12 protein-coding genes are annotated in these 23,742 nt (G+C 43.9%); 7 read left to right on the top strand and 5 right to left on the bottom strand.

The features are described from left to right. Nucleotides 1-3: 3 nt before the first annotated feature. From LKO28_RS14800 to LKO28_RS14780, 5 genes are all read right to left on the bottom strand, one after another. Nucleotides 4-1,917 carry a glycoside hydrolase family 88 protein gene (locus LKO28_RS14800; protein ID WP_227695803.1) on the bottom strand — a complete coding sequence of 638 codons (1,914 nt, stop codon included), beginning with the start codon at nt 1,915-1,917 and terminating at the stop codon, nt 4-6. A 20-nt stretch (nt 1,918-1,937) separates the two neighbouring features. Continuing rightward, a complete protein-coding gene (locus LKO28_RS14795) occupies nt 1,938-3,599 on the bottom strand; it encodes a glycoside hydrolase family 28 protein (RefSeq protein ID WP_227695802.1) in 1,662 nt (553 codons plus the stop codon). A 90-nt stretch (nt 3,600-3,689) separates the two neighbouring features. After that, nucleotides 3,690-4,667: a pectinesterase family protein gene (locus tag LKO28_RS14790; RefSeq protein ID WP_227695801.1), complete on the bottom strand. Its 978-nt coding sequence runs from the start codon at nt 4,665-4,667 to the stop codon at nt 3,690-3,692. 140 nt (nt 4,668-4,807) lie between these two features. Further along, the gene (locus tag LKO28_RS14785; protein ID WP_227695800.1) at nt 4,808-5,818 is read right to left on the bottom strand and encodes a zinc-binding alcohol dehydrogenase family protein; all 1,011 of its coding nucleotides are present in this window, start codon (nt 5,816-5,818) and stop codon (nt 4,808-4,810) included. Nucleotides 5,819-5,822: 4 nt separating this feature from the next. Further along, entirely contained in the window at nt 5,823-6,578 is a 756-nt protein-coding gene (locus LKO28_RS14780) for a rhamnogalacturonan acetylesterase (RefSeq protein ID WP_227695799.1), read from the bottom strand. 180 nt (nt 6,579-6,758) lie between these two features. Between LKO28_RS14780 and LKO28_RS14775 the strand changes: the two genes are divergently transcribed. The 7 genes from LKO28_RS14775 (at nt 6,759) to LKO28_RS14745 (ending at nt 23,732) form a co-directional block, all read left to right on the top strand. Then, entirely contained in the window at nt 6,759-8,393 is a 1,635-nt protein-coding gene (locus tag LKO28_RS14775) for a glycoside hydrolase 43 family protein (RefSeq protein ID WP_227695797.1), read from the top strand. Nucleotides 8,394-8,405: 12 nt separating this feature from the next. Further along, the gene (locus LKO28_RS14770; RefSeq protein ID WP_227695795.1) at nt 8,406-9,404 is read left to right on the top strand and encodes a pectinesterase family protein; all 999 of its coding nucleotides are present in this window, start codon (nt 8,406-8,408) and stop codon (nt 9,402-9,404) included. Between the two features lie 6 nt (nt 9,405-9,410). Next, nucleotides 9,411-10,187 carry a rhamnogalacturonan acetylesterase gene (locus LKO28_RS14765; protein ID WP_227695793.1) on the top strand — a complete coding sequence of 259 codons (777 nt, stop codon included), beginning with the start codon at nt 9,411-9,413 and terminating at the stop codon, nt 10,185-10,187. A 369-nt stretch (nt 10,188-10,556) separates the two neighbouring features. Then, the gene (locus tag LKO28_RS14760) at nt 10,557-13,913 is read left to right on the top strand and encodes a SusC/RagA family TonB-linked outer membrane protein (protein ID WP_227695792.1); all 3,357 of its coding nucleotides are present in this window, start codon (nt 10,557-10,559) and stop codon (nt 13,911-13,913) included. A 37-nt stretch (nt 13,914-13,950) separates the two neighbouring features. Further along, complete coding sequence (locus tag LKO28_RS14755) at nt 13,951-15,993, top strand: RagB/SusD family nutrient uptake outer membrane protein (RefSeq protein WP_227695791.1); 2,043 nt, start codon at nt 13,951-13,953, stop codon at nt 15,991-15,993. 11 nt (nt 15,994-16,004) lie between these two features. After that, the gene (locus tag LKO28_RS14750) at nt 16,005-20,303 is read left to right on the top strand and encodes a hybrid sensor histidine kinase/response regulator transcription factor (RefSeq protein ID WP_227695790.1); all 4,299 of its coding nucleotides are present in this window, start codon (nt 16,005-16,007) and stop codon (nt 20,301-20,303) included. Between the two features lie 141 nt (nt 20,304-20,444). Further along, nucleotides 20,445-23,732 (top strand): SusC/RagA family TonB-linked outer membrane protein, encoded by a 3,288-nt coding sequence (locus tag LKO28_RS14745; RefSeq protein WP_227695789.1) that lies wholly within the window; start codon nt 20,445-20,447, stop codon nt 23,730-23,732. Nucleotides 23,733-23,742 lie beyond the last annotated feature (10 nt).

Raw genomic sequence — 23,742 nt, 5'->3', positions numbered from 1 at the left:
ATCTTATTTAGCTTTTTTAATCAACCATTCCACCAATTCATTTGCCGCATCGAAGTTTTGGTATTCCGCTGGTAATTTACGGCCGTCCACATATTCATTGTATAACCATGGGTCACCTATTGCAAACACAATCCCCTTGCCAAATTTTGCCGTCGCGATAATGACGTCATCTTGATCCCGAACGACTGGCCTCGCTGGATTTATCGCTTCTATTGTTGAGATTTCTTTGATATAAATTTTCTTTGTTTTCTGGAAAATCCCCGTATTCGGTGGTATGTTAATCGCTCCCATCCCATAATTATTTCCTTTCACCATATTCCTATTATCCTCATTAAACGTTATCCCAAACTTGCGGGACAACGTATTAAATTGGGCTAATTCACAATTTCCTGCATCATTGGCCAACAAAAACAGCACCCCTCCTGCACGTACCCAATCAGCAATCTCATTTGCGTCGGTTTCGTTCATATAATTCGGACTTGCCGTCTCCTTTTCGGTATCGGGGTCAACGATAATATAGACCCCGCTATTTGCCAACTTTTCTTTGGTAGGAGCCTCACGCAATGTATGTAGTTTTCCACCATATTGTTCAAATATACGTCCCAGTAAAAAGAAACCATTATTATCCTGGCCGTCCCAAAGATAATGATAAGGCTTCATTTGACCGTCCGGTGCTTTCTTGTATTCGTCATTATAATAATTGTCCAACGTAATATTTACCGGTCTATCTCGCGTCGTTTTATCAAACTCCACTTCCGAGGCGGCCAAAATAAATGGCCCCACCCCTTTGGGATCATTTGGTTTCACGGGTTCGCTCATATAATATTCAAAACTACCATCGCGATAGTTTTTCGATCCTCCCAATCCAGAAACTGTAACCACATGGTTGATATTTACGCGATCTGGTCCACCTGAAGTGATAAATTGTTTTACCAAGCCCGCATACCCTTTATCAATGTGCTTTTGAAAATCCTTCTTCGGCACATATCCTTTTCGCGCCGCTTTCGCCATAGCATATACAAACATGCTAGATGCCGAAGCTTCGACATAATTCCCCTCACGCGTACCCAAATCCACAATATCATACCATACCGATGTCTTCGGATCTTGATACTTCGCGACAGCTGTTAATGTCCGGTGTAGGATTTGCACCAACTTTTCCCTTCCTGGATGTTCCATTGGAAAATAATCCAGCACATCGACTAAAGCCATGGCGTACCAGCCCATACCTCGAGCCCAAAAATGTTTGGAAAGACCTGTTTCCGGATTTGCCCATCTTTCGTTACGAGATTCATCCCACCCGTGATATAGTAATCCGGTCTTTTCGTCACGTGCATGATTCTCCATATAGGTGAACTGGTTCACGACATCATCGTATATACTGTCAATTCCCATCAAATCGGCATATTCCGTATAAAATGGTTGAGCCATATACAAGCCATCCAACCACATTTGATAAGGATATATTTTTTTATGCCAAAAACCACCCTCTTTGGTCCGCGGATGTGTAAGTAGCTGCTTATATACGTTTTCACTAGCTTTTAAATACTTCTGTTTACCCGTAACCTTATACAGAAACAACAACGAACGCCCATTTTTAATATGGTCTATGTTATACTCCTCCGGTCTATAATTGCGGATATGCCCGTTGTCATCCACAAACTGATCCATCCACCCCTGTATATATTCAAAATAGGTCTTATCACCCGTATTCCGCCACACTTCGACCATCCCTTCCAATACGACACCCATATCGTACGTCCACTGTGGACCGCGCTCCTCATTGGTAAAACGAGCATCCTTATAAAGCGAATCCATCGCCGTAATCGCCATTTTTTCAGACAGCGCCTTTTCCTGCCCGATACCAACCTGCGCAAACAGTAATAAGCACAGTATAATATGTATACCTTTCTTCATGTTATTATTTTTTTGTTCCGCTACTTTATCACCAACGCTTCTTCTGACGCACCGTTGGTAAACTCACTTATTGTTTTGACCTCTTCTACCTTGGCGCCTGTGAGTACAATATTTTGGGACGACTTGCCCGAGACGCGAACCAAGAGATCTATATCGCCTACCGGTTTCAAATCTGTGAACACAATATTTTTACTATTATCTACATGAACAAGCGGATTTGCTTCGGTTACGTTGAGCGTCAGGTCTTTCAAGGCAATTCCCGACGCTTCTATAAGCTCTACACCTTTTTTTGCCGTTATATTGGCTTGCTCAATCACTATATTTTTAATAGCCATCTCCGGCAACCCACGGAAAAAAATTCCTTTTTCTGCACCGTTTACATTAATATTGCGCATAACAAAATTCTGGAATTGGGGTGTTTCCGCTGTTACGGCAGGGATTTCTACCATGGCATCCCCTTGCTCACCCGCCGTCGGAAGGGGACCTTTCATACCATAATACATATCAAATAATATCGCCTCACCTGGAATACCCACCATATTAATATTATTTATAAATATGTTCTCCACCACGCCGCCACGACCCCGTGTGGTTTTAAAACGTAGGCCAATATCGGTGCCTATGAATGAACAATCTTCCACCCAAATGTTTCTAGCGCCGCCACTCATCTCACTTCCTATTACAAATCCTCCATGTCCGTGGTATACGATATTATTGCGAATAATAACATTTTCTGTAGGCATTCCTCTATCACGCCCTGCTTGATCACGTCCAGATTTAATGCATATGGCATCATCGCCCACATCAAACGTACTATTTTCGACCAATACATTTTTACAAGATTCGATATCTAAACCATCTCCATTTTGTCCGTACCAAGGGTTTCTCACCGTTAGGTTTCTTACTGTCAAGTCTTCGCACATCAACGGATGAATATTCCATGCCGGTGAATTTTGAATGGTTACGCCTTCCAGTAAAATACGTTTACAAGCGGTAAACACCAATAAATTCGGGCGCAGGAAATCCTTTACATCCATGAAATCAGCAGCTGTCTGTCCAGCATGGCCTTTACCCGTATTTTTGGTTGTGGCACCGTGCAGCGAACTTTCGGAAGGATACCAAATCTTACCCGCTTCATCCACCACACCGCCCGATGCAACGAGTTTTTTCCATTGTGCGTCTGTCATTTTATCCCGTTTCACCATGCGCCAAGCTCCTCCATTTCCATCAATGACACCAGCCCCGGTAATCGCTATATTTTCCAAATTTTTCCCCGAAATAGGATTTTGATTTCGCCAAGCGGGTTCTCCCTCCCAATTTGATTCTACCAGTTCGTACGCCCCAAAATCATCGGTAAACAATACAACAGCATCCCGCTGAACATGCAGGTTTACATTGCTCTTCATTTCGATGGGACCGGTCAACCAAAGACCACCAGGTATTAATACAACACCTCCGCCTTTTTCACTAATGGTGGTAATCGCCTTATTAATAGGCTCCGTGTTTATAAATTGTCCATCCCCCTTTGCGCCAAAATCGATAATTCCCAAGGTATCTTTTGGAAAACTCACCTGCTGAACGATAGGATGTACAGGCTCTTGGGCTTTTAATGTACAGACACCTCCCCACCCAAGCAGTATGGTTGTATATATTACGTTGATATATTGTTTCTTTTGCATCATTTTACCTCTTATGAGTTTAAATTTTGGTTGCTTCTCTTAGACAAGTCTACATCGTTTGTGTAGAAAAAGAAAGAAAAAACTATGCAATCGTTACCGGAGAACCTGGTGTTTCTTTATTATCGATTCGGCATCCCAATCACCGAAAACAGCTGACATAGATAGCTTTTTCGCCTCTCCGTCCGTTAGCTGCCGAGACCATTTGACACGATTTTGTGACAAAGCTCCTTCTCCTTTATTTTTATATTCCGCATAAAAAGCGGTGTGTTCATTGCTTTCCTTGCCCCAGTTATGCCATCCCTCCGGAACGATAAAAGCGGGCAAGAAGCAATACATAAAAACGACCTTCGCATACGGCCTCCATGGGCGACCTAAATAAAAACGTTGTACGTCTTCTGACCCGGTAATAATACAGTTGTTGAATATATAGCCATATGCAGATGTTTCGGGAGTTGAAGCTGCGGTAATATAACCTGCTTTTTTACAGTGTAGCTCACATGCCTCAAACCAAGCGGTGGACGATCCAAAAATATAATCGACTGTTCCTTCAATATAACAGTTGACATATAGTTGCCGCGCCCCTTTACCATAGGTATACAAGGTATCTTGAAAACCCAAAAAACGGCAGTTAATAAACGTTGCTTTATCCGCACCTATCCATATCGCCACTGCCTGCCCTACTGGACCAGCACTATTTTCAAACGTGATGTTCTCCGCTATAAAGCCGTCTCCAATACAATAAAAACTAGATGAGCCCGATGTTCCGATTTCTTCACCAAAAACATTTTTCTTTTGAGCAAAATCATCATATGTCAGAATCGTATTAAACTTGTCCTCACCAACTAGTTTTATATACTGCTTAGGCGCTGCCAACACAATTTTTTCTCTATACACACCCTTTTTTACAAAAATTGTAGTCACGTTTTTCCGAAAAGAGGGAACGGCATCAATCGCTTCTTGTACAGTTCCAAAGTCACCACTACCATCTTTCGCCACCACGAAATCATAAGAAGTAGCCCAAACAGAATGGACACCAAACAAAATCAAAATAATGAACAGGCTTATCTTCATACAAATACACCCTCTTAACTGGTTGATGTTAAATGTAGGCATTAATAATCAGTTTAACAGTGAGTTAGCCTAAAATTAAAAACGCAAACGTTATCGGTAACGTTTGCGAAAGAAATATACCTACTCTCTAGGTGAAAAACCTAATTAAATTCGATGATCGTCTTAATACCTGATAGCAAAGGTTTACTAGGGTCACTAAACAGTTCCGCAGCATTTGTGAAGTTTACCCGTCTGGTAATAAACTGGGCGGCATCTAATGATTTATCTTGCAGGTGCTGCATGACATACTCAAAGTCATTCGCCAAAGCGTTTCGGCTACTCATCAATGTTCCTTCCCGCTTATGAAACTCCGGGTGGCTAAAATGTATCTCTTCTTTTTGCAGTCCGACAAGAACATAACGCGCGCCATGAGCCATATACTGAAAAGCGTTGTTGATAGCCGCTGTATTTCCAGTTGCGTCAAACAGAAGCGTAGGCATATCGCCATTTGTAATGGTAGCCAATTGCTCCTGTACATCGGTGTCCCGTGCCGAAACGGTGTACGACGCACCCAACGCCTTCGCATACGCGAGACGACTATCATCTACATCTAGTGCTATCACCTTTCCACCGGCAATATTTGCCAGTGCGATAATTCCCAAACCGATTGGACCTGCGCCAATCACAAGCACAAATTCTTCCGGGATAACCCTTCCACGCTGTATACCATGTGCCCCGATGGACAGCGGCTCTACAAGTACCAAATCATCATAATCCAATCCTTCTTCCTTACGCAAAGCATGCGACGGTACGACGACGTACTCTGCCATCGCACCGTCAATATGAACGCCCAATACACGCATATCATTCGTACAATTGGGCTTTCCCATCCGAGAAGCAATGTCTTTACCTTCCGTGAAATAAGGAATCACCGTCACTTTATCGCCCGGCACAAATCCCGCTGCGTCTCCCTGGACATAATCTGCCGCAACTTCATGACCTAGCACCCGTGGATAGGTGAAAAAAGGTTGTCGACCTGCAAACGCATGGATATCCGTTCCACAAATCCCAATTTTCCGGATACGCAATAAAGATTCTCCTTTTCCCGGCGTGGGAATATCTGCTTCTTCATACGCAAATCTGCCCGGTTCCACGCAAACTAATTTCTTCATTTTATTATCTTTTCTTTTTTAAATCATTGACTAAAGGTATACCTTGTCGTTTCATTTCTTGAACGACGAGATTGGCAATGGTTTCGGCCCCATGTTCGTTCAGATGCGTGTTATCAACCGCACCTTTTGGGTAGTTGGGGTATCCTTCCGGAAGATGCAGAAATAAGCTTACTGACCTTTCCTCTCCCAGTTTCGATAGCACAGCAGAGGTTTCCGTCGTGAGGTCGATAAGCGGCACATCTAAGCTGTCAGCCACTTGCCTTACCGCATCCGGGTATTCGCCATGTGTATCCACCAGCTTTCCGTCCGCAAAAGCACGACGCGCTATAGGTGTTAACAAAATAGGGTTTCCCTTTTTTGAACGTGTCTCCGTTACGAAAAAAGAAAGATTTGTTTTATATTCCGCTATCGTTGTTCCCGTATTCGGCTTATGCACTTTCTCATCATTGTGGCCAAATTGAATGAAAACATAGTCCCCCGGCTGTATGCCTTCGTATACTTCTTTCCAAATGCCTTCATTTATACAGGACTTTGTGCTTCTGCCATTTCTCGCTCTATTCTGAACTTCGGTGTGCGCATTAAATTTTGTCGCAAACGCCACTCCCCAACCTGTCTCTGGGAATTTGTCCGGCGCTTTGATAGCCATCGTCGAATCGCCGATCATCCATACGTTCTTTTTCCTAGGCTGTATTATATAGCTGCACAGCAACCCCAACACAAGCACGCCACTTAATGACCATAAAATATTCTTTTTACACATATTTATTGGGTTTATGATGTCATATACCTTTCCTTTGGCCTGTCAATTTCTGCATTTTTTCAGAATAAACCATAAAATTAAGCGCAATCGTTGCCGGCAACGATTGCACATTTCCCGTTTGTTCCACTTCCTAAAAATTCGTATTCTTGTTTTTACCAAGAAATAAATCACAATAAGACTATGAACAAATTTACTATATTTTCACTTGCTTTAGCGCTAACGTCTAGCTCTGCAGTTTTTGCACAAAGCTCGCATGTTTCCGCTGTATGGGTTGCCGATTTAGGCAATGGACAATACCAAAACCCTATTTTACATGCTGATTATTCGGATCCGGATGCCATCCGAGTAGGGGATGATTTTTATATGACTGCTTCCAGTTTCAATCATGCTCCCGGGCTTCCAGTACTCCATTCCAAAGATTTAGTAAACTGGAGAATCGTGTCCCACGCCTTACCTCGGCAAGTTCCGGAGGATGTCTTCAGAATTGTTCAGCACGGCAACGGAGTTTGGGCACCTGCGATTCGGCATCACGAGGGAGAATTTTATATTTATTGGGGAGACCCTGACTTTGGGATCTATATGATAAAAACCAAAGATCCTGCGGGTGATTGGTCAGAGCCGGTATTGGTGTTTGAAGGGAAAGGATTGATTGACCCTTGTCCGTTTTGGGATGAGGACGGCAATAACTACCTATCTTTTGCCTATGCGGGCAGTCGTGCCGGTTTGAAGAGTGTATTAGCTATTGCGCGGCTGAATGCAACCGGTAGCAAAGTTCTCGACCGCGGTGTTATCGTATATGATGGGCACGAAGATGACCCCACCATCGAGGGTACAAAAATGCATAAACGGAATGGTTACTATTATATGTTTGCTCCAGCAGGCGGCGTCTCTACTGGGTGGCAACTGGTGTTACGTTCCAAAAACATTTATGGACCTTACGAACGTCACGTTGCTATGCACCAAGGCAGCGCGCCGACTAATGGGCCTCATCAAGGGGCTTGGGTAGACACACAAACTGGGGAAGACTGGTTCATTCACTTCCAAGATAAAGACGCCTATGGCCGCATTGTTCATCTACAGCCTATGAAATGGGTAAACGACTGGCCGGTTATCGGCATTGAGAAAGATGTCAAAGGAACGGGTGAGCCTGTCTTGAAACATAAAAAGCCGAATGTAGGAAAAACCTATCCGATAGAGACCCCGGCCGAGTCGGATGAGTTCGACAGCCCATTACTTGGTAAACAATGGCAATGGCAAGCTAATCCGGACGGAACTTGGCTTATGCCGAGCAAACACGGCCATCTAACTTTATATACGCAACAAGTTCCGGAGAGCTATAAAAATTTACTAGATATTCCGAATGTGCTTACACAAAAATTTCCAGCGGAAGAATTTATGGCAACTACAAAAATGCGATTGATTGGCAATGAAAAGGTAGAAAATGAACGTGCCGGCTTCGCAGTAGTAGGGGAGGATTACAGCCAGCTTTATATCAAACAAGGAGCGGGCAAGCAGACACTACATTATGCAAGTTGTAAAAAGGGATTAACTTCGGGTCGTGAATCTGTTACCAACGTAACTGACCTAGAAGAGGGAGGATATGTTTACCTCCGTGTGAAAGTAGGCAAAGGCGCACTATGTCAATGGTATTACAGTCTCGACGGCAAAAAATACACCGCGGTTGGCGACACCTTTACCGCCCAGCCCGGCAAATGGATAGGCGCTACACTCGGCTTATATGCTGCACGTGACACGAAAATCAACGACAGTGGGTATGCGGAGTTTGATTGGTTTCGGATAGAGCCTATAAAATAAAAGAATATAGTTATGTATATACGGAATGTTCTGCTGGCTCTGTGCGTCTTCTTTCTGGCTCATGGAGTGACAGCACAGACCTCGGACAATCGATTTGAACTGACGGTAGCGCAAGATGGATCGGGTGACTTTACGACGATACAGGCAGCCATTAATCAGGTAAGAGACCATGCGGAAAAACGGGTGGTCATCCATATCAAAGCGGGCACCTACAACGAGAAAGTCGTTATCCCTGCTTTTAAGCGAAATATCACCTTAAAAGGGGAAGGGCCATCCGAAACAATCATTCAATATGATGATTATTCAGGTAAACCATTTCGCGGAATTGATGTGACTGGTGATTCGAAATTCAGCACCTACACCTCTTATACCGTCTTCGTTGACGCTAACGACTGTTCCCTAGAAGACCTTACCATCGCTAATACCGCTGGTAGGGTCGGACAGGCCGTCGCCCTACATACCGCAGGCGACCGCATTGCCATTCGAAACTGCCATATCCTGGGTCATCAGGACACCCTTTATCTGGCAGCAGCAGGAACACGAGTTTATCTCGAAGACTGCTTCATTAATGGTACCACCGATTTTATCTTCGGCGCCGCTACCGCATATTTTCTGCGATGCCGGATCGAAAGTTTGTCAAACTCTTATATTACCGCAGCGTCTACCACAGCCGAAGACGCTTACGGTTTTGTATTCGAATCTTGCACATTAACCGCGAAAGACGACGAAGTAAATAAGGTCTATCTCGGCAGACCTTGGCGTCCATTTTCGAAAACTGTTTTTCTGAATACAGAAATGGGTTCCCATATTACACCGGAGGGGTGGCACCCATGGCCCGGCGACAAAAACTTCCCTAATAAAGAAAAAACAGCTTTTTATGCCGAATACGGTAGCCGCGGACCAGGCGCTAGAGATCTGTCAAAAAGAGTCGTTTGGTCTCATCAATTAAAGAAATCCGCGCTCAAAAAATATACATCAGAAAAAGTATTAAACGGCTGGAACCCTAAATAAAAGCTTATGCATAGATATCGTCTACCATTTTTTATCAGCGTATTATCATTGATACTCACTTCGTTCTCCTATCAGCGCATACCGACCATCTATCTAATCGGTGATTCCACGGTAGCCGATTACTCCCTAGAAGATGATTACGACAGCAAACGGTATCCGCTAGTCGGGTGGGGACAAATGTTTCAGCCATTCTTTGTCAAAGACAGCTTAAAGCACGTGGAACATCTCCTTGGCAAAGTAGACCAAGTAAAAGTGGACGACCGGGCAAAAGGCGGTCGAAGTACCCGTACCTTTTTTCAGGAGGGACGCTGGGCAGCGATATATAAAAACCTTCAAAAGGGCGATGTCGTAATGATCCAATTCGGACATAATGACGGCGCCGTTAACAAACCTGAACGATACGTAGATATACAAGGATATAAAGAATTCCTTCGCCTATTTATTGATCAGACCAGACAACAAGGAGCACTACCAATTTTACTTACGCCCGTAGCGCGAAACTATCCTTGGAAAGAGGGCAAGCTACACAATGTCCATGGGGAATACCCACAGGCTGTTAAAGAGGTGGCTAGCGAAATGAATGTGAAACTCATCGATCTCAACGAACTTTCAATGGCACATTTCTCTGAAAAAGGACAAGATTACGTAACGCAAAATTACTTTATGAATCTGCCTTCAGGACAATTTAAAGCCTATCCAGACGGCCAAAAAGATAACACCCATTTTCAGGCAGCCGGCGGAAAAGCTATTGCCCAATTGGTTTTCGATGCGATGAAAAAATGATGGGCTAGATACCATCAAATACATCACGACAACAGCCTCCTTTCCGGCAACGTTTGCGTAACTTTTTTGAAACACAAGCGTTGTGTTAGTCCATCAAATACGCTATCATTGTATAACATAAATAATAAACCGCCTGCATTTTCTAGGAGAATGTAGTGCATTAAGCAAAGTGATAGATCCACCTAATAAACATTTAATAAGTATCCGTTTTTAAGAAAGCAAATTAATCCAGTTAAGCGTCTGGAATGGGATTTGAATGAAGCAATTTTATTTTTGTTGAAACGAAACAACCGGTTGCAACACGATCTCATTTATACGCCCACCATGAAGTAAATAAGGACTAAAAATTTAAATCAATCCTATATTATTATGAAAAGAATAAATACAATGCGAAGAAAAGGCTTCTTTCTCATTCTCATTCCGATCCTATTGTTGTGCGGACGGGGTCTAGCACAGACCGCCAACCAGCAAGGGAATGTCATTGACCTATCTGGCGCACCGATTCGCGGTGCCAGTGTAAAAATAAAAGGTACGACTACAGAAACTGCTACCGATAACAACGGTGATTTTACGTTATCGGGTACATCCTCGGGAAGTGTTATTGTGGTCAGCTATACCGGGTATATTACACAAGAACTTCCAGCAAATCCCAACACGACCTTGTCCGTCACCCTAACGGAAGATGACGTGGCACTAGATGAAGTGGTGGTTATCGGTTATCAAACGGTTCGTCGTCGCGATCTGACCGGATCAGTTGCCTCGGTGAGCGGAAAAGATCTCGCTACAGCACCCGTTATTAACGTGGCGCAAGCACTGCAAGGAAAGATGCCCGGCGTTAATGTCATGTCTCAAGATGGCCGTCCGGATGGTGACGTCTCCATCCGTATCCGCGGCGGTGGATCCATTTCACAGAGCAATGAACCTTTAATCCTCATCGACGGAATTCCCGGAAACATCTCAGATATACCAAGTGATATGGTGGAAAGTGTAGACGTGCTGAAAGACGCATCATCTACCGCCATCTATGGTGCACGCGGTGCAAACGGCGTGGTACTTGTGACCACCAAACGCGCGAAGGAAGGCAAAAGCATGGTAACTTATACAGGTTATACCAAATTCAATCGCCCTACGGGCTATATGGATGCGCTGAGTCCTTATGACTATCTAGCGTTTAAATGGGCTATGTTAGATGCTTACGAAGATATCGATTACGTAACGCCATTCACACAATTATTTGCCTTAGGGGCTAATCGCGGAAACAATACCGCGGGTATCGACGCTTACCGAGACGTCCCGGCATATAACATCCAAAAAAGCTTATACAATAGTTCATTCTCCCATAACCACGATCTTTCGATTGCGGGGGGAACGGACAAGACAAAAATTTTATTTGCTGCAAACTACATGGACGAACAGGGGATGAAATTAATGTCTTACGCAAAACGAGCCTCTGCTATATTTAAAATCGATCAGAAGCTTCATGAAAATCTAAACTTTAACGTAGATCTTCGTTATACAGATAGACGATCCCTAGGAAGCGAAGGGACTACCAGCGGCGCAGGGTCCATACTATCATCGTCTTACCGTTTTCGCCCGATCGCGATTGCAGATATCAAAGGAGATTTGTCTTATCTAACGCACTCCAGTTTAGGCGAAGAAAACACGGTAATGTATGATGTAACAAACGGGGTAAACAGAACGTTAGACAACGACAACCTAGTCTTAGAACAATCGCTTTTGGGTACAGCGGGGCTAAACTGGAATATACTTAACAACTTAACCTACCGTACGGAGTTAACTCTCTCACGCTCGTATACAACCGACAAAAATTGGGAAGGACCTACCGTCGATCCGAACTATTACATCGCTACGGGTACGATGGAAACGATGGACAAGATTATATATGCCGGAAATGCGGACTTAAGGAAGCGAGATAAGTGGGGCCTTCGTTGGACGAACACGTTGAATTATGACATTTTACAGAATGATACCCATCGGCTAAATCTGCTAGCAGGACAAGAAATCACGAATTCAGGAGGAAGTGATATGCGGATCGACGCGATGCGCTTTCCCGCCAACTTCACGAAAGACAACGCCTTTGCAATGATCAACCAGTATGATACCAGCGTTTCTACGAATCTTGTTGTTTCCAGTGGTGTCACTACGCCTTCACGGATACTTTCTTATTTCGCCCGAAGCAACTACTCACTATTAGACCGATACATGCTAACGGTGACCATGCGTGCCGATGGTTCATCGAATTTCTCGCCAGAGCACCGTTGGGGATATTTCCCCGCTGCTGCGGCGGCTTGGCGTCTTTCTAACGAACCTTTCTTGAAAAGCCAAAGCTGGATAGATGACTTGAAGATACGTGCCTCTTACGGCGAAGTAGGTAACGACGCGGTCGATCCAAACCAGTGGTCACAATTATGGGTCGCAGAAACCGATCTACGTTATCGACAAGCATTAGGCAACGTCCTGCAGCCTGGTTACGACTTAGCGTCCGCACAAATGGCAAACCGTAACTTAAAATGGGAAACAACCATTACCCGGAACTTAGGGCTTGATTTCACCCTTTGGAACAATAGAATCTGGGGTACAGTAGACGTATACAAAAACTCCACGCGTGATCTATTAATGCTTACCGATATTCCATCCATCACCGGTTTCAACACCAGCTACGCAAACGTAGGAAAAACCAGTAACAGAGGTGTAGAATTCTCCCTATCGGGTACGGTATTCAGAAATGAGGACTGGAACATCACCGCGGGCGGTAATATCAACTTCAACAAAAATAGAATCGAGGAGTTAGCAGAAGGGGTGCAAAGTGTATACGGTAGTAACTTCTTGCAATCCGGTATACCGGGTAATGATTTTATCTTGCAAGAAGGTAAACCAGTAGGTATCGTCATGGGTTATCAAACGGCAGGCAGAGGCTTTTACGAAACCAGCGACTTTACATACGATGCAGCCACACAGATGTATACTTTAAAAGATGGGATCGCCGATCTAACCTCGGCATTTGTAGCTCACCATAAAGGTGTCGTTCCTGCCGGCCAGCAAGCTTATCCCGGCATGCCTAAATTCGTAGACACCGACGGCGACGGCATGATCGATACAAAAGATTATGTGGAAATTGGCAATATGACCCCAAAACACACCGGAGGTATCAGTCTGAATGCTAACTATAAAAATTTTGATTTAGGCGCGTATTTCAATTGGAGCTATGGAAACCAAATTTATAATGCCAACAAGTTGGCTACACTTTATAATGGGAATAAAGGAGGAGGATTGTACGGCAACAAGCTAGACATCGTAAAAGATGGCTATAAAATCTACGATATTGACGCGAGTGGAAACCTACAGCGGATAAACGATCCAAATGCATTGGATGCGTTAAACCAGAACGCAACTTTACCGCTTACCTACTTACACCAAGGTTATGTAAGCGATATTGGTATTGAGGACGGGTCTTACCTCCGGTTGAATACGTTGACATTGGGCTATAGCATGGAGCAGTCTTTAATGAGCAAAATTGGACTAAGCAAGTTAAGGGTTTATGGCACCATCTATAATGTAGCCACCATAACCGGATATTCAGGAATCGACCCTGAAGTAAACTCCAATCCGAATATCAACAACGCGCGTTATCCAACGCCAGGTTTTGATTGGGGAACTTATCCTCGCCCGCGTCAATTTGTGATCGGATTAAGCGCTACTTTCTAAGCCAGGCGATTGATTAAAAAATTTAACACAGAGAACCATGAAAAAAACATTTTTATATATATTTCTGGCGGCATCAGCTTTATTTATCCAATGTAAAGACTACCTAGATGTCACCAACCCGGGGCAGAGCGATAACGAGTTTGTTATGTCTAGCCCAGAAGAAGCAGCCAAAACTTTATCTTGGGCTTACGGCGAATACCGAACCAACGTGGCTGCGGGAGGTAACTACAACTGGCAGGATCCCCTAGGTTCCGATGCGGAATACATGAGTGAGTTCCCTACCGGGAATAATGTAATTGCCCGGCTACAGCCGGAAGCCTCGGCCATAAATAATGCAGCAAACCAATACAATAGTTTGAATATTATTTTGGCTCGTGCATCCCGAATTGCAGAGGTAATTCAAGGCATGGGTGTACTAGAAACCAGCGAGAACAACGAGTGGAAACAACTCTATGGTGAAGCGAAAACGATGTGGGCGCTCTGTGGCTGGGAATTGGTTCGTCATTTTGGTGATGTACCCTTCGGCTATGAGAACACCTATGTACAAGACTACGAACTGAAATCGCGTTTTGCAATCATGGACACCTTAATTGCAGAATTGAAAGCTGCCGAAGGTCTGATGTATAAAGTTGGTGAGGGGGGTGTCACTGCAGAACGTCTCAACCGTTCCTATGCAAATGCCCTTATTGGAGAAATTGCCTTGCACGCCGGTGGTTGGCAGACTATCCGTACGGATGTAGCCGGCTTATATGGTAACGTGCAATTTGATTACAAAGGTACAGACGATGGTACTTGTGTATATGCACGACGAAAAGATTATATGGATTACATCCGGATGGCGGAACAATATCTGAACCTTGCCGTCAATACACATAACGGAACCGCTAGGCTGATAACCACCGATAGCAGGGCATTGAACAATCCTTTTCAAGTACACTGGCAAGAAATCAACTCCCGACGTGTAAGTCCAGAATCTTTATACGAAGTCGCTTGTGCTCCGGGTTTCGGAGGCGAGCACCCCTATTCCCAAGGACGTCCTGGTTCAAACAACGGGGCTGTTTCGGTACTCAACACTTTTGCTGCTATCCGTATTATACCGTCTTTCTTTTACAACGGCTTTGAGGACGGGGATAAGCGTCGTGACGTGAGTATGGTAGTAACAGGTAGCGATGCGGCAACGGGAAGAGAGACATTAATGCCTATGGGTGCGGGAACGCGTATCGGCGGCGGCGGTCCAGCGATCAATAAATGGGATCAAAACCGCGGAGACAATCCTTTGATTCCTAATAATGCTTTCCGTAACTCTGGTATGAACTACACCGTTATGCGGATGGCGGACGCCATGTTGATGCTAGCAGAAGCAAAAGCTATTCTGGGTACAGATAACGGGGGTGCGGTAAATTTGGTAAACCAAATTCGAACTCGCGCGTTTGGTAACACTAACAACAATATCCCGTCGTTGAGTGGCGATGCACTCCTAAATGCAATTTACGAAGAGCGGCGACTAGAGTTACTTGGAGAAGGAGACGTCCGTTGGGACATGATACGCTCCGGAAAGTTCAACGAAAGAGCTACAAAAGTCCGGCAGGAAATGGAAGACATGGTAGCGGGATTGGCTAGCAATGGATATTACACCTTCCCGAGCGGACGTACAATTTCTAATTACATCTGGACGAAACATGTGCAGCTAAATCCGGGCAGCTCGGCTGCTGTGGTGACGCAAGAAAGCACCAACCCCAACGATCCGGCACGTTTCCCAGGCTGGCGAGGGATCTACAATTGGAATGCTGCTGCACACGCAAGTGTTACTGCTAAAAACCTGGCCATTAAAGGTCTGTACAATTACATCGATCCGAACGGTTCTGAAGCAGCCGCGTTAGAAGCTGACGGCTATGTCAAGACCGACTGGGCGATCAAAATGTTGCAAGGAACAAACCCTGCTATGTATAGAGCAGCTATCTTGGACGGGGTTGTGGGTAGAGAAAATATGGCTCCGCGCTACTACCATCCCATGCCGCTTACCGTGATCGACCAATCGAAAGGTAAGGTCACGAATGGTTACGGATTACCAAACAATTAATTAAATAGATATTGCGTATAATTGCTGTCATATTATTTTGTGTCTTACCGCTTGTGGGTTTCCCACAGGCGGTTGGTCATTTAACGAGCTACACCAAAGAAAACGGACCATCTCACCGTACAGTTTCTTCCATTACGAAAGATAAAGACGGTTTCCTGTGGCTAGGCACCTGGAATGGGCTTAACCGCTATGATGGAACCAGCTTTAGAACATTTGACAATGCTGCGCAGAAGAATGATTCTTTTTTATTAAATCGTCGAATCGTACAAGTTTTGGATGATGACGATTATCTATGGGTATTAACGTACGATAAACAAATCTATTGGTTTGAGAAGAAAACAGAAAAGTTTCATGCCCTATCTCCTTGGATAACAAAGTCGTTAGGGCAGGTCTATCAGTTTGATAAATTATTTCGACTAACCGATGATCATCTCTGGGTAGGTACACAAGAAAAAGGAATCATTGCCATCCCTCGTCGCGATCGCTCGGCAAACATCTTACACTACGGTATCAAAAGTTCAAAAGAATATGTTCTTTCATCTGATACCATACACATTGTTCACCAAGATAAATTAGGCAATCTTTGGATTGGGACCCACAAAGGGCTTGATCTCCTCACCTTGGTAGATAAACAGTATCAATCCGAGGAGAGTCCCTACACCGCCGCTTCCGTTATCAAATCGTCGAAGGGAAAGTGGGGTTCCGCATTTATCACCAGTAATTCCGATATATTATTGGTAAAAGAAGGTCAACGTCGCGTGGAAAAAATCACCATTGGCGGAGATATGCTTCATGCGCTCCTTTTCTCCAAGTATGGTGATTTTCTATACATAACCGGTAACGACGGTTGCATATTTCGCCTCAACCTCTCCACCAAGACTGTAGACAAACTTATCGAAGGAAACGAGCCGCTCTTTAGTATGTACGAGGATACAAAGGGGAATCTTTGGATAGAACAAGAAGGAAGCGTACTTTATCTAGATCGAACGACCAATTTACCGCGCATTTTTGAACCGCTATATGCGAAACGGAATAAAAACACACCATTTTTTTGTTTTGAGGATGTCAACAATCGCGTGTGGATCAGCATAAGAGGAGGTGGTTTCGGATACTTTGATGAAAATGCACAGAAAATCAAATTTTCGATCAATGATGTAGGGTCAGAAACCACTGTTCTGCCGCAATATAATTATCTCTTTTTTAATGATCATCCAGGAGCCGTTTGGCTTACCTCCGAAGAGAAAGGGTTTAGTAAGCTTGTTTTTTCAGACGTTGCTTTTCACCATCACGACCTGTTTATTAATGAGCATACTTCACTGTACAATGAAGTAAGAAGTCTACTGTTGGATGCGTCGTCTAATCTATGGATAGGCACGAAATCCGGCGATATCTACATTCGAAAATCGGAAAATACCGTCTCCCTGTTCAATCAAACCACTTTTAAAAAATCTGATGGTATCTATAGTTTAATGCAAGACCAATCGGGCAACATCTGGATCGGGACGAAAGCATTAGGATTATTTAAGGGTACCCTCACCGCCAACGGTGATTATGCCTTAGAACGATATTCGCGTAAAAAAAATGGATTGGATGCGGATCAAATATATACACTAGCTCAAGATAAAAATCAAAGTATCTGGATTGGCACTTTTGAGAATGGCCTATATAAACTCGTGCAAGGATTTGGAAAGGTGGACGTCCAAAAGATTGAATGGAGCAATCGCCCTATCAAAGAAAAATTATTCAACAAAATCCGCCACATTACTTTTGATCAATATGGAAACTTATGGATTGCCACGACAGAAGGACTAGTGGTACGTGCTCCCCAAGGTGAAACCCAGTTTTTCTTTGATACCCCACATCACCCTGTAAGATTAGGTGAAAATGACATACAACATATCTTTTCAGATACAAAAGGAGCGATGTACTTATGTACATCTGGCGGTGGGCTTACCAAAGTAGAAGGCAATCCTTTCGGAAAACTTTCCTTTACTAACTTTGGACAAAGAGAAGGTCTTCAAAATAGTTTCATTTTAAGTGGCATCGCTGATGCTAACGGTGATTTATGGCTCTCCACCGAAGGAGGCTTAATCAAGTATGACCAACAACGAAGCCAATTCATGAACATGGACAGCGGTAACCAACTTAATACGCTATCCTTTTCGGAAAAGACAGTATCGGGCACAGCGGAAAAGAGATTATTCTTCGGAACGAATAAGGGATTCCTCACCGTAAACGTCCCTAAAGTCGGATCTAAATCACGGGCTTCCAACATAGTTTTGACCCGATTATGGATCAATAATGCAGAACAAAATCTCATAGGAGATAAGGAAAAAGTGAACATTCAATATCTTGACAACCTTGTTCTACCACACGACGAAAACAATATCAGTATCGATTTTGCTATCACGGATTTTTACACAGGTAATCACAATTTTTCATATAGACTATTAGGTTTAGATAGTATATGGCAACAGAATGGCTCTTTAAATAGGGCAACTTTCACCAATCTGAAGCCGGGTCGTTACATATTTGAGGTGAAAAGGGACTACGACCTCCATACGACTACTCCTTTACGAAAGCTTTCCATCATCATATCACCTCCTTGGTGGACAACCTGGTGGGCATATAGCCTTTATGCATGCCTCCTATTCGTTACACTGATAGCTGTTCGACACTTTATCAGATCCATGTGGCTCCTGAAACAACGCATTATTATTGAGCAAAAAATGGCAGAAGTCAAGATGCGCTTTTTTACCAATATTTCCCACGAGCTGAGAACACCGCTAACCCTAATTTTAAGCCCCGCAGAACAATTGCTCAAGAACAAACAGTTAGATGAAGAAAATCGACAATACACACAATTAATCAACTTGAACGCAAAGCGCATGCAACGTTTTGTTGATCAACTCTTAGAATTAAGACAAATACAGGAAAACAGTTATAAATTGCATAAAACCCCCACTGATTTTATTTCACTTGTCCGTCAGGTGCTAGACGGTTTCCAAGTCGCAACGAAAGAAAAAAATATTCGTCTACAACACAACCTTCCCAACACACCGCTATTTTTGACCGTAGACCGGGATAATCTAGAAATTGTACTGTATAATCTGTTATCCAACGCCTTAAAATATACTTACCCAAATACAGAAGTTACGGTCGCCTGTAATATAAATACAGCAATCAATTCGGTAACCCTATCCGTACAAGATCAAGGACCGGGCGTTAAAGAAGAAGCGTTGCATGAAATTTTTGAGCTCTTTCACATGGAATCGACTTCTGTCCGCAGTACTGAAAAGAGTTCGGGCATAGGATTATCTCTGGCGAAAGAACTCATACTGTTGCACGGGGGAGAAATATGGGCAAAAAATAGGGACAAAGGAGGCTTGGAAGTCACCTTTTCCCTCCTATTAGAGAAAAACGAAGGAGACGAATCCTCGCCGGTTCTCCATGTATCAGAAAATATCGACATCCCTGTGAAGTTGGGTGTGGAAAGATTGGAAGAGGCATCCTTAAGCCAAAAACCAAGCGAACAGGTACTTGTCGTCGAAGACAATGAGGAGCTTCGCGCCTTTTTAGTCTCGCAGCTAAAGAAATACTATCAAGTACTAGAAGCCGAACAAGGTAATCAGGGACTATCGGAAGCGCTAAATAATCAACCAGATATTATCGTTAGCGATGTGATGATGCCCGGTATGAGTGGAATAGAACTGGTAAAACAACTCCGAAATCATGTAGAGACAAGTCATATTCCTATTATTCTGTTGAGTGCCAAACACGCCATAGAAACCCAGATAGAAGGTCTGCAATATGGTGCAGACTATTACATTACCAAACCTTTCCATTTAGATTTTCTATTAGCTTCTGTAGAACGTCTTTTGAAACAACGTAAGTTTCTTTTTGAACACATGTTAAATCGTCGCGAACTGTTGATATGTACAGATGATATTATTATCACAGACCATGACCGGGAATTTCTCCGGAACGTGATCTCCATCGTGGAGGAGAGAATGGAATGCCCTACGTTGAGTATTGATCAAATAGCGGATTCGCTCAACTTGGGACGGAATACGTTCTATAAAAAATTCAAAAGTTTGACCGATATCGCTCCTGTGGAGTTTGTTCGGGACATGCGGCTTCAAAAAGCCAAAATATTGTTGGATCAAGGATTGGATAATATCGCAGAAATTGCCTATCAAGTCGGTTTTAATAACCCGAAGTATTTCAGCACTTGTTTCCGGGAAAAGTTTGGGGTCTCCCCTAAGATTTATTTCCAGCAAAAGAAGTCTCCCGAAGGAAATACCTTTTAAAATCTACCCCTCCATATAGGTAGATTCAAAATTTGAACCTTATTAATCAAATTTTGAACCTCTACAAGCGCCCTCTCTCCTATACTTGTAGTGTCTTTTATTGGCATCCGCCAAAAGACTAAAACTATAAACCAAAGTAATATGAAACTAAATTTAATCACATCATCTTTCTTGATCAGTATAGCCTGTTATAGCTATCCTGCCCATGCATCGGGATTTGATCCAGATCGGTTGCTCGAGACCACAACTGCCCAGAAGCAGATTAGCGTCACCGGGCAAGTTAACGATACCGATGGCAATCCTATAGGAGGGGTAACGGTAAGTGTCAAAGGAGGAAACAAAGTTACTTCCACCGATAACTCCGGTCAGTATGTTTTACGAGATATCGAAGAAAATGCTATTCTCGTTTTTATGTATATGGGCAAGCAATCACAGGAGGTTTCCATAACCGGACGAACGCGGGTTAATGTTGTTTTGGAGGAAAGTTCCTCAACCATTGAAGAAGTTGTTGCAATTGGTTATGGAACAGCGAGGCGTAAAGATCTAACCGGCTCTGTCGCATCGATTAATGCAGAGCAGCTAAAAGATTTACCTACTGTCTCGGTGCTTCAAGCCATACAAGGGAGAATGCCAGGGGTCCATGTAACTATCACAGAAGGATCTCCGGATGCTGATATAAAGGTTCGTGTGCGTGGGGGAAACTCCATCACGCAAGATAACTCTCCGCTATATATCGTAGACGGCTTCCGGGTTGCCAATATCAACGATATTCCCATGACCGATATCGAGAACATCGACGTTCTGAAAGACGCCGCATCAACGGCTATCTATGGGTCAGAGGGAGCCAACGGTGTCGTTTTGATCACGACTAAGTCTGGTAAAGGCGGTTCGCCTAAAATCGCATTTAGTTCGTATTTGGGTGTCAGTAACGTCTACAACTTGACAGAAGTATTATCTCCTTATGAATACGTCTATTGGCAACGGGAGCTTGATCCGTCAACTTCCGCCAATAATAGTTTCAATTCCATGTATGGGCTGTGGGAAGACCTGGATATCTACAAATCCAAAGCAGGTATCAACTGGCAAGACCGGCTTTACGGCAATACCGGTATACAGCAGAATTACAATGTTGGACTCAGTGGGGGCGACCAAGATGGCAGCTTAACCTATAACATCAATTATACGCGGGACGATGAAGATTATATTATGCTAAACTCTGCCTATCAGCGTGATTATGTCAGCGCCAAACTTAATAAGAAAATCAGCCCTAAACTGTCTTTCGAGTTTAATTCGCGTATGTCTGCAACGGAAATACAGGGTCCCAGTATATCGGATGGACGAAAGCTCCGGGAGGCTGTTAAATATGCCCCGGTACGGAGTTTAGCCTCCTTGACCGAGGATGCCCTTGGCGGTGCAGAAGATATCACTTCACCAGAAGCGCTAAGTTCCTTGCGCGATCCTGTCGTGAATGTCGAAAATGAATATAAAGATCAAAATCGTTTTAACCTCACCTTTAATGCCGGCTTCAACTGGAAAATTATCGATGGGCTGCGCTTTAGCACCAAAGGATCCTTTGGGTATAACAAAGACTTTACCGATAATATATGGGTACGGGGCACGGGGCAGTCAAGCTCTAATGGCGGACAGCCCGTAGCTCGTAGAGAAGATAGAAAAGGAACCTTGTATTCTATACAAAACGTCCTGACGTATGATTTCAATTTGCAAGAAGATAAACACCGCTTTACCATCGTGGGTGGGCAGGAGATCACAAACAGTCAACGGAACGATATGTTAATGGAGTCCAAGTTCTATCCCGAAGATTTCACTCCGCAGGATGTATTAGCGATGTGGAATTACGGCACGCCACAACCTACTTATACTACGATCGGCGAGCCATCCAGAACTTCGTCCTACTTTTCTCGGGTCAATTATACCCTCAGCGATCGGTATATATTGACCCTGACCGGAAGAGTAGATGGCAAGAACGTTTTTGCACCCGGCAACCGGTGGGGCTTCTTTCCCGGTGCTGCTTTCGCCTGGCGTTTTTCCGACGAAACCTTTATGGAGAATACGCGTAGTTGGCTATCTGATGCAAAATTACGCTTAAGCCGTGGAGCGGTGGGCAACGCTAGAGTAGGTTCTTATTGGCGACAGGAATATGGTTTCGTCACCGGAGGTAATCAGCTGTATTACATCGGTGAAACACCACAGAGTGCATTACGCACAAAAAATACGTTGAAAAATGAAAACCTCACTTGGGAAAGCACGGTCTCTACCAATATCGGTTTAGACTTAAGCTTCTTGAACGACCGGTTCAATGTTACCATCGATGCCTATAATAATATTACAAACGACCTGATTCTTCAAGTTCCTCTCCCTTCCAGTTCCGGCTATGCAAATCAATACCAGAACATCGGTAGCACTTCCAATAAGGGATTAGAGTTTTCCGCCTCGGCTGTGTTGATGGAGAAAAAAGATTTTCGGCTATCGGCTGACTTCAATATCTCGTTCAATCGCAACAAAATCCGCGCGCTTCTCGATGGATTGGACGAAATGAATACACCAGCCTCCCCATGGTTGGATTTCGGGCGAGATGATTTCCGGGCCATTGTCGGACAACCCGTCGGACTGATGTACGGGTTTCTCTCAGATGGCTATTATACTTTTGATGACTTCCATTTTGATGGGGATCAAAATAAGTGGATCTTGAATGACGGCGTCGTAGACGCTTCCCACGTCATGTCCCGGTCAGGCAATTATTTTGGACCAGGTCATATTAAACTGAAGAAAGTCGGAGGCGAAGAGGGAGAAACAGTTGTCAATCCAGACGATGACCGGGTGGTTATCGGTAGAGCACAACCTAAACACACCGGCGGCTTTATGTTAAACAGCTCCTATAAAAACTTCGATTTGGCAGCGATGTTCAATTGGTCTTACGGAAACAACATCTACAACGCAGATAAAATTGATTTCAACGCCTATGAGGGCTCCAAACGCTATCAAAACCTCAGCGCAGACATGCGTCTATCGGAACGCTTCACCACTATCGACCCCGCGACCGGATACAACATGATGTTTGGAAACGAGGCAGATCCTGAGCTATTTCAGGCGTTAAACGAAGGAAAAACCATGTGGAACCCCATGGCTGCCAATGCGCGTATCTTGACCGATTGGGCTATCGAAGATGGTTCGTTCTTACGACTAAGCAATCTAACGCTCGGATACACTTTACCCGCACGCATCGCCAACCGTTTGCTCATGCAAAACCTACGGGTATACATCGCAGGGTATAACCTACACGTGTGGACAAAATACACCGGACAAGATCCCGAAGTAGATACCCAGAGGAACGCTTTGACTCCAGGTGTGGGATACTCCGCATATCCAAAATCTAAAAAAGTGCTATTTGGATTAAATGTTACATTTTAAAGAGATGATG

Origin of the sequence: Sphingobacterium sp. FBM7-1 (assembly GCF_020687765.1) — a bacterium.
In the GTDB taxonomy this organism is placed as follows: Bacteria; Bacteroidota; Bacteroidia; order Sphingobacteriales; family Sphingobacteriaceae; genus Sphingobacterium.
Note: the sequence above shows the minus strand (reverse complement) of the source record. Positions and strands in the feature narration are given on the sequence as shown.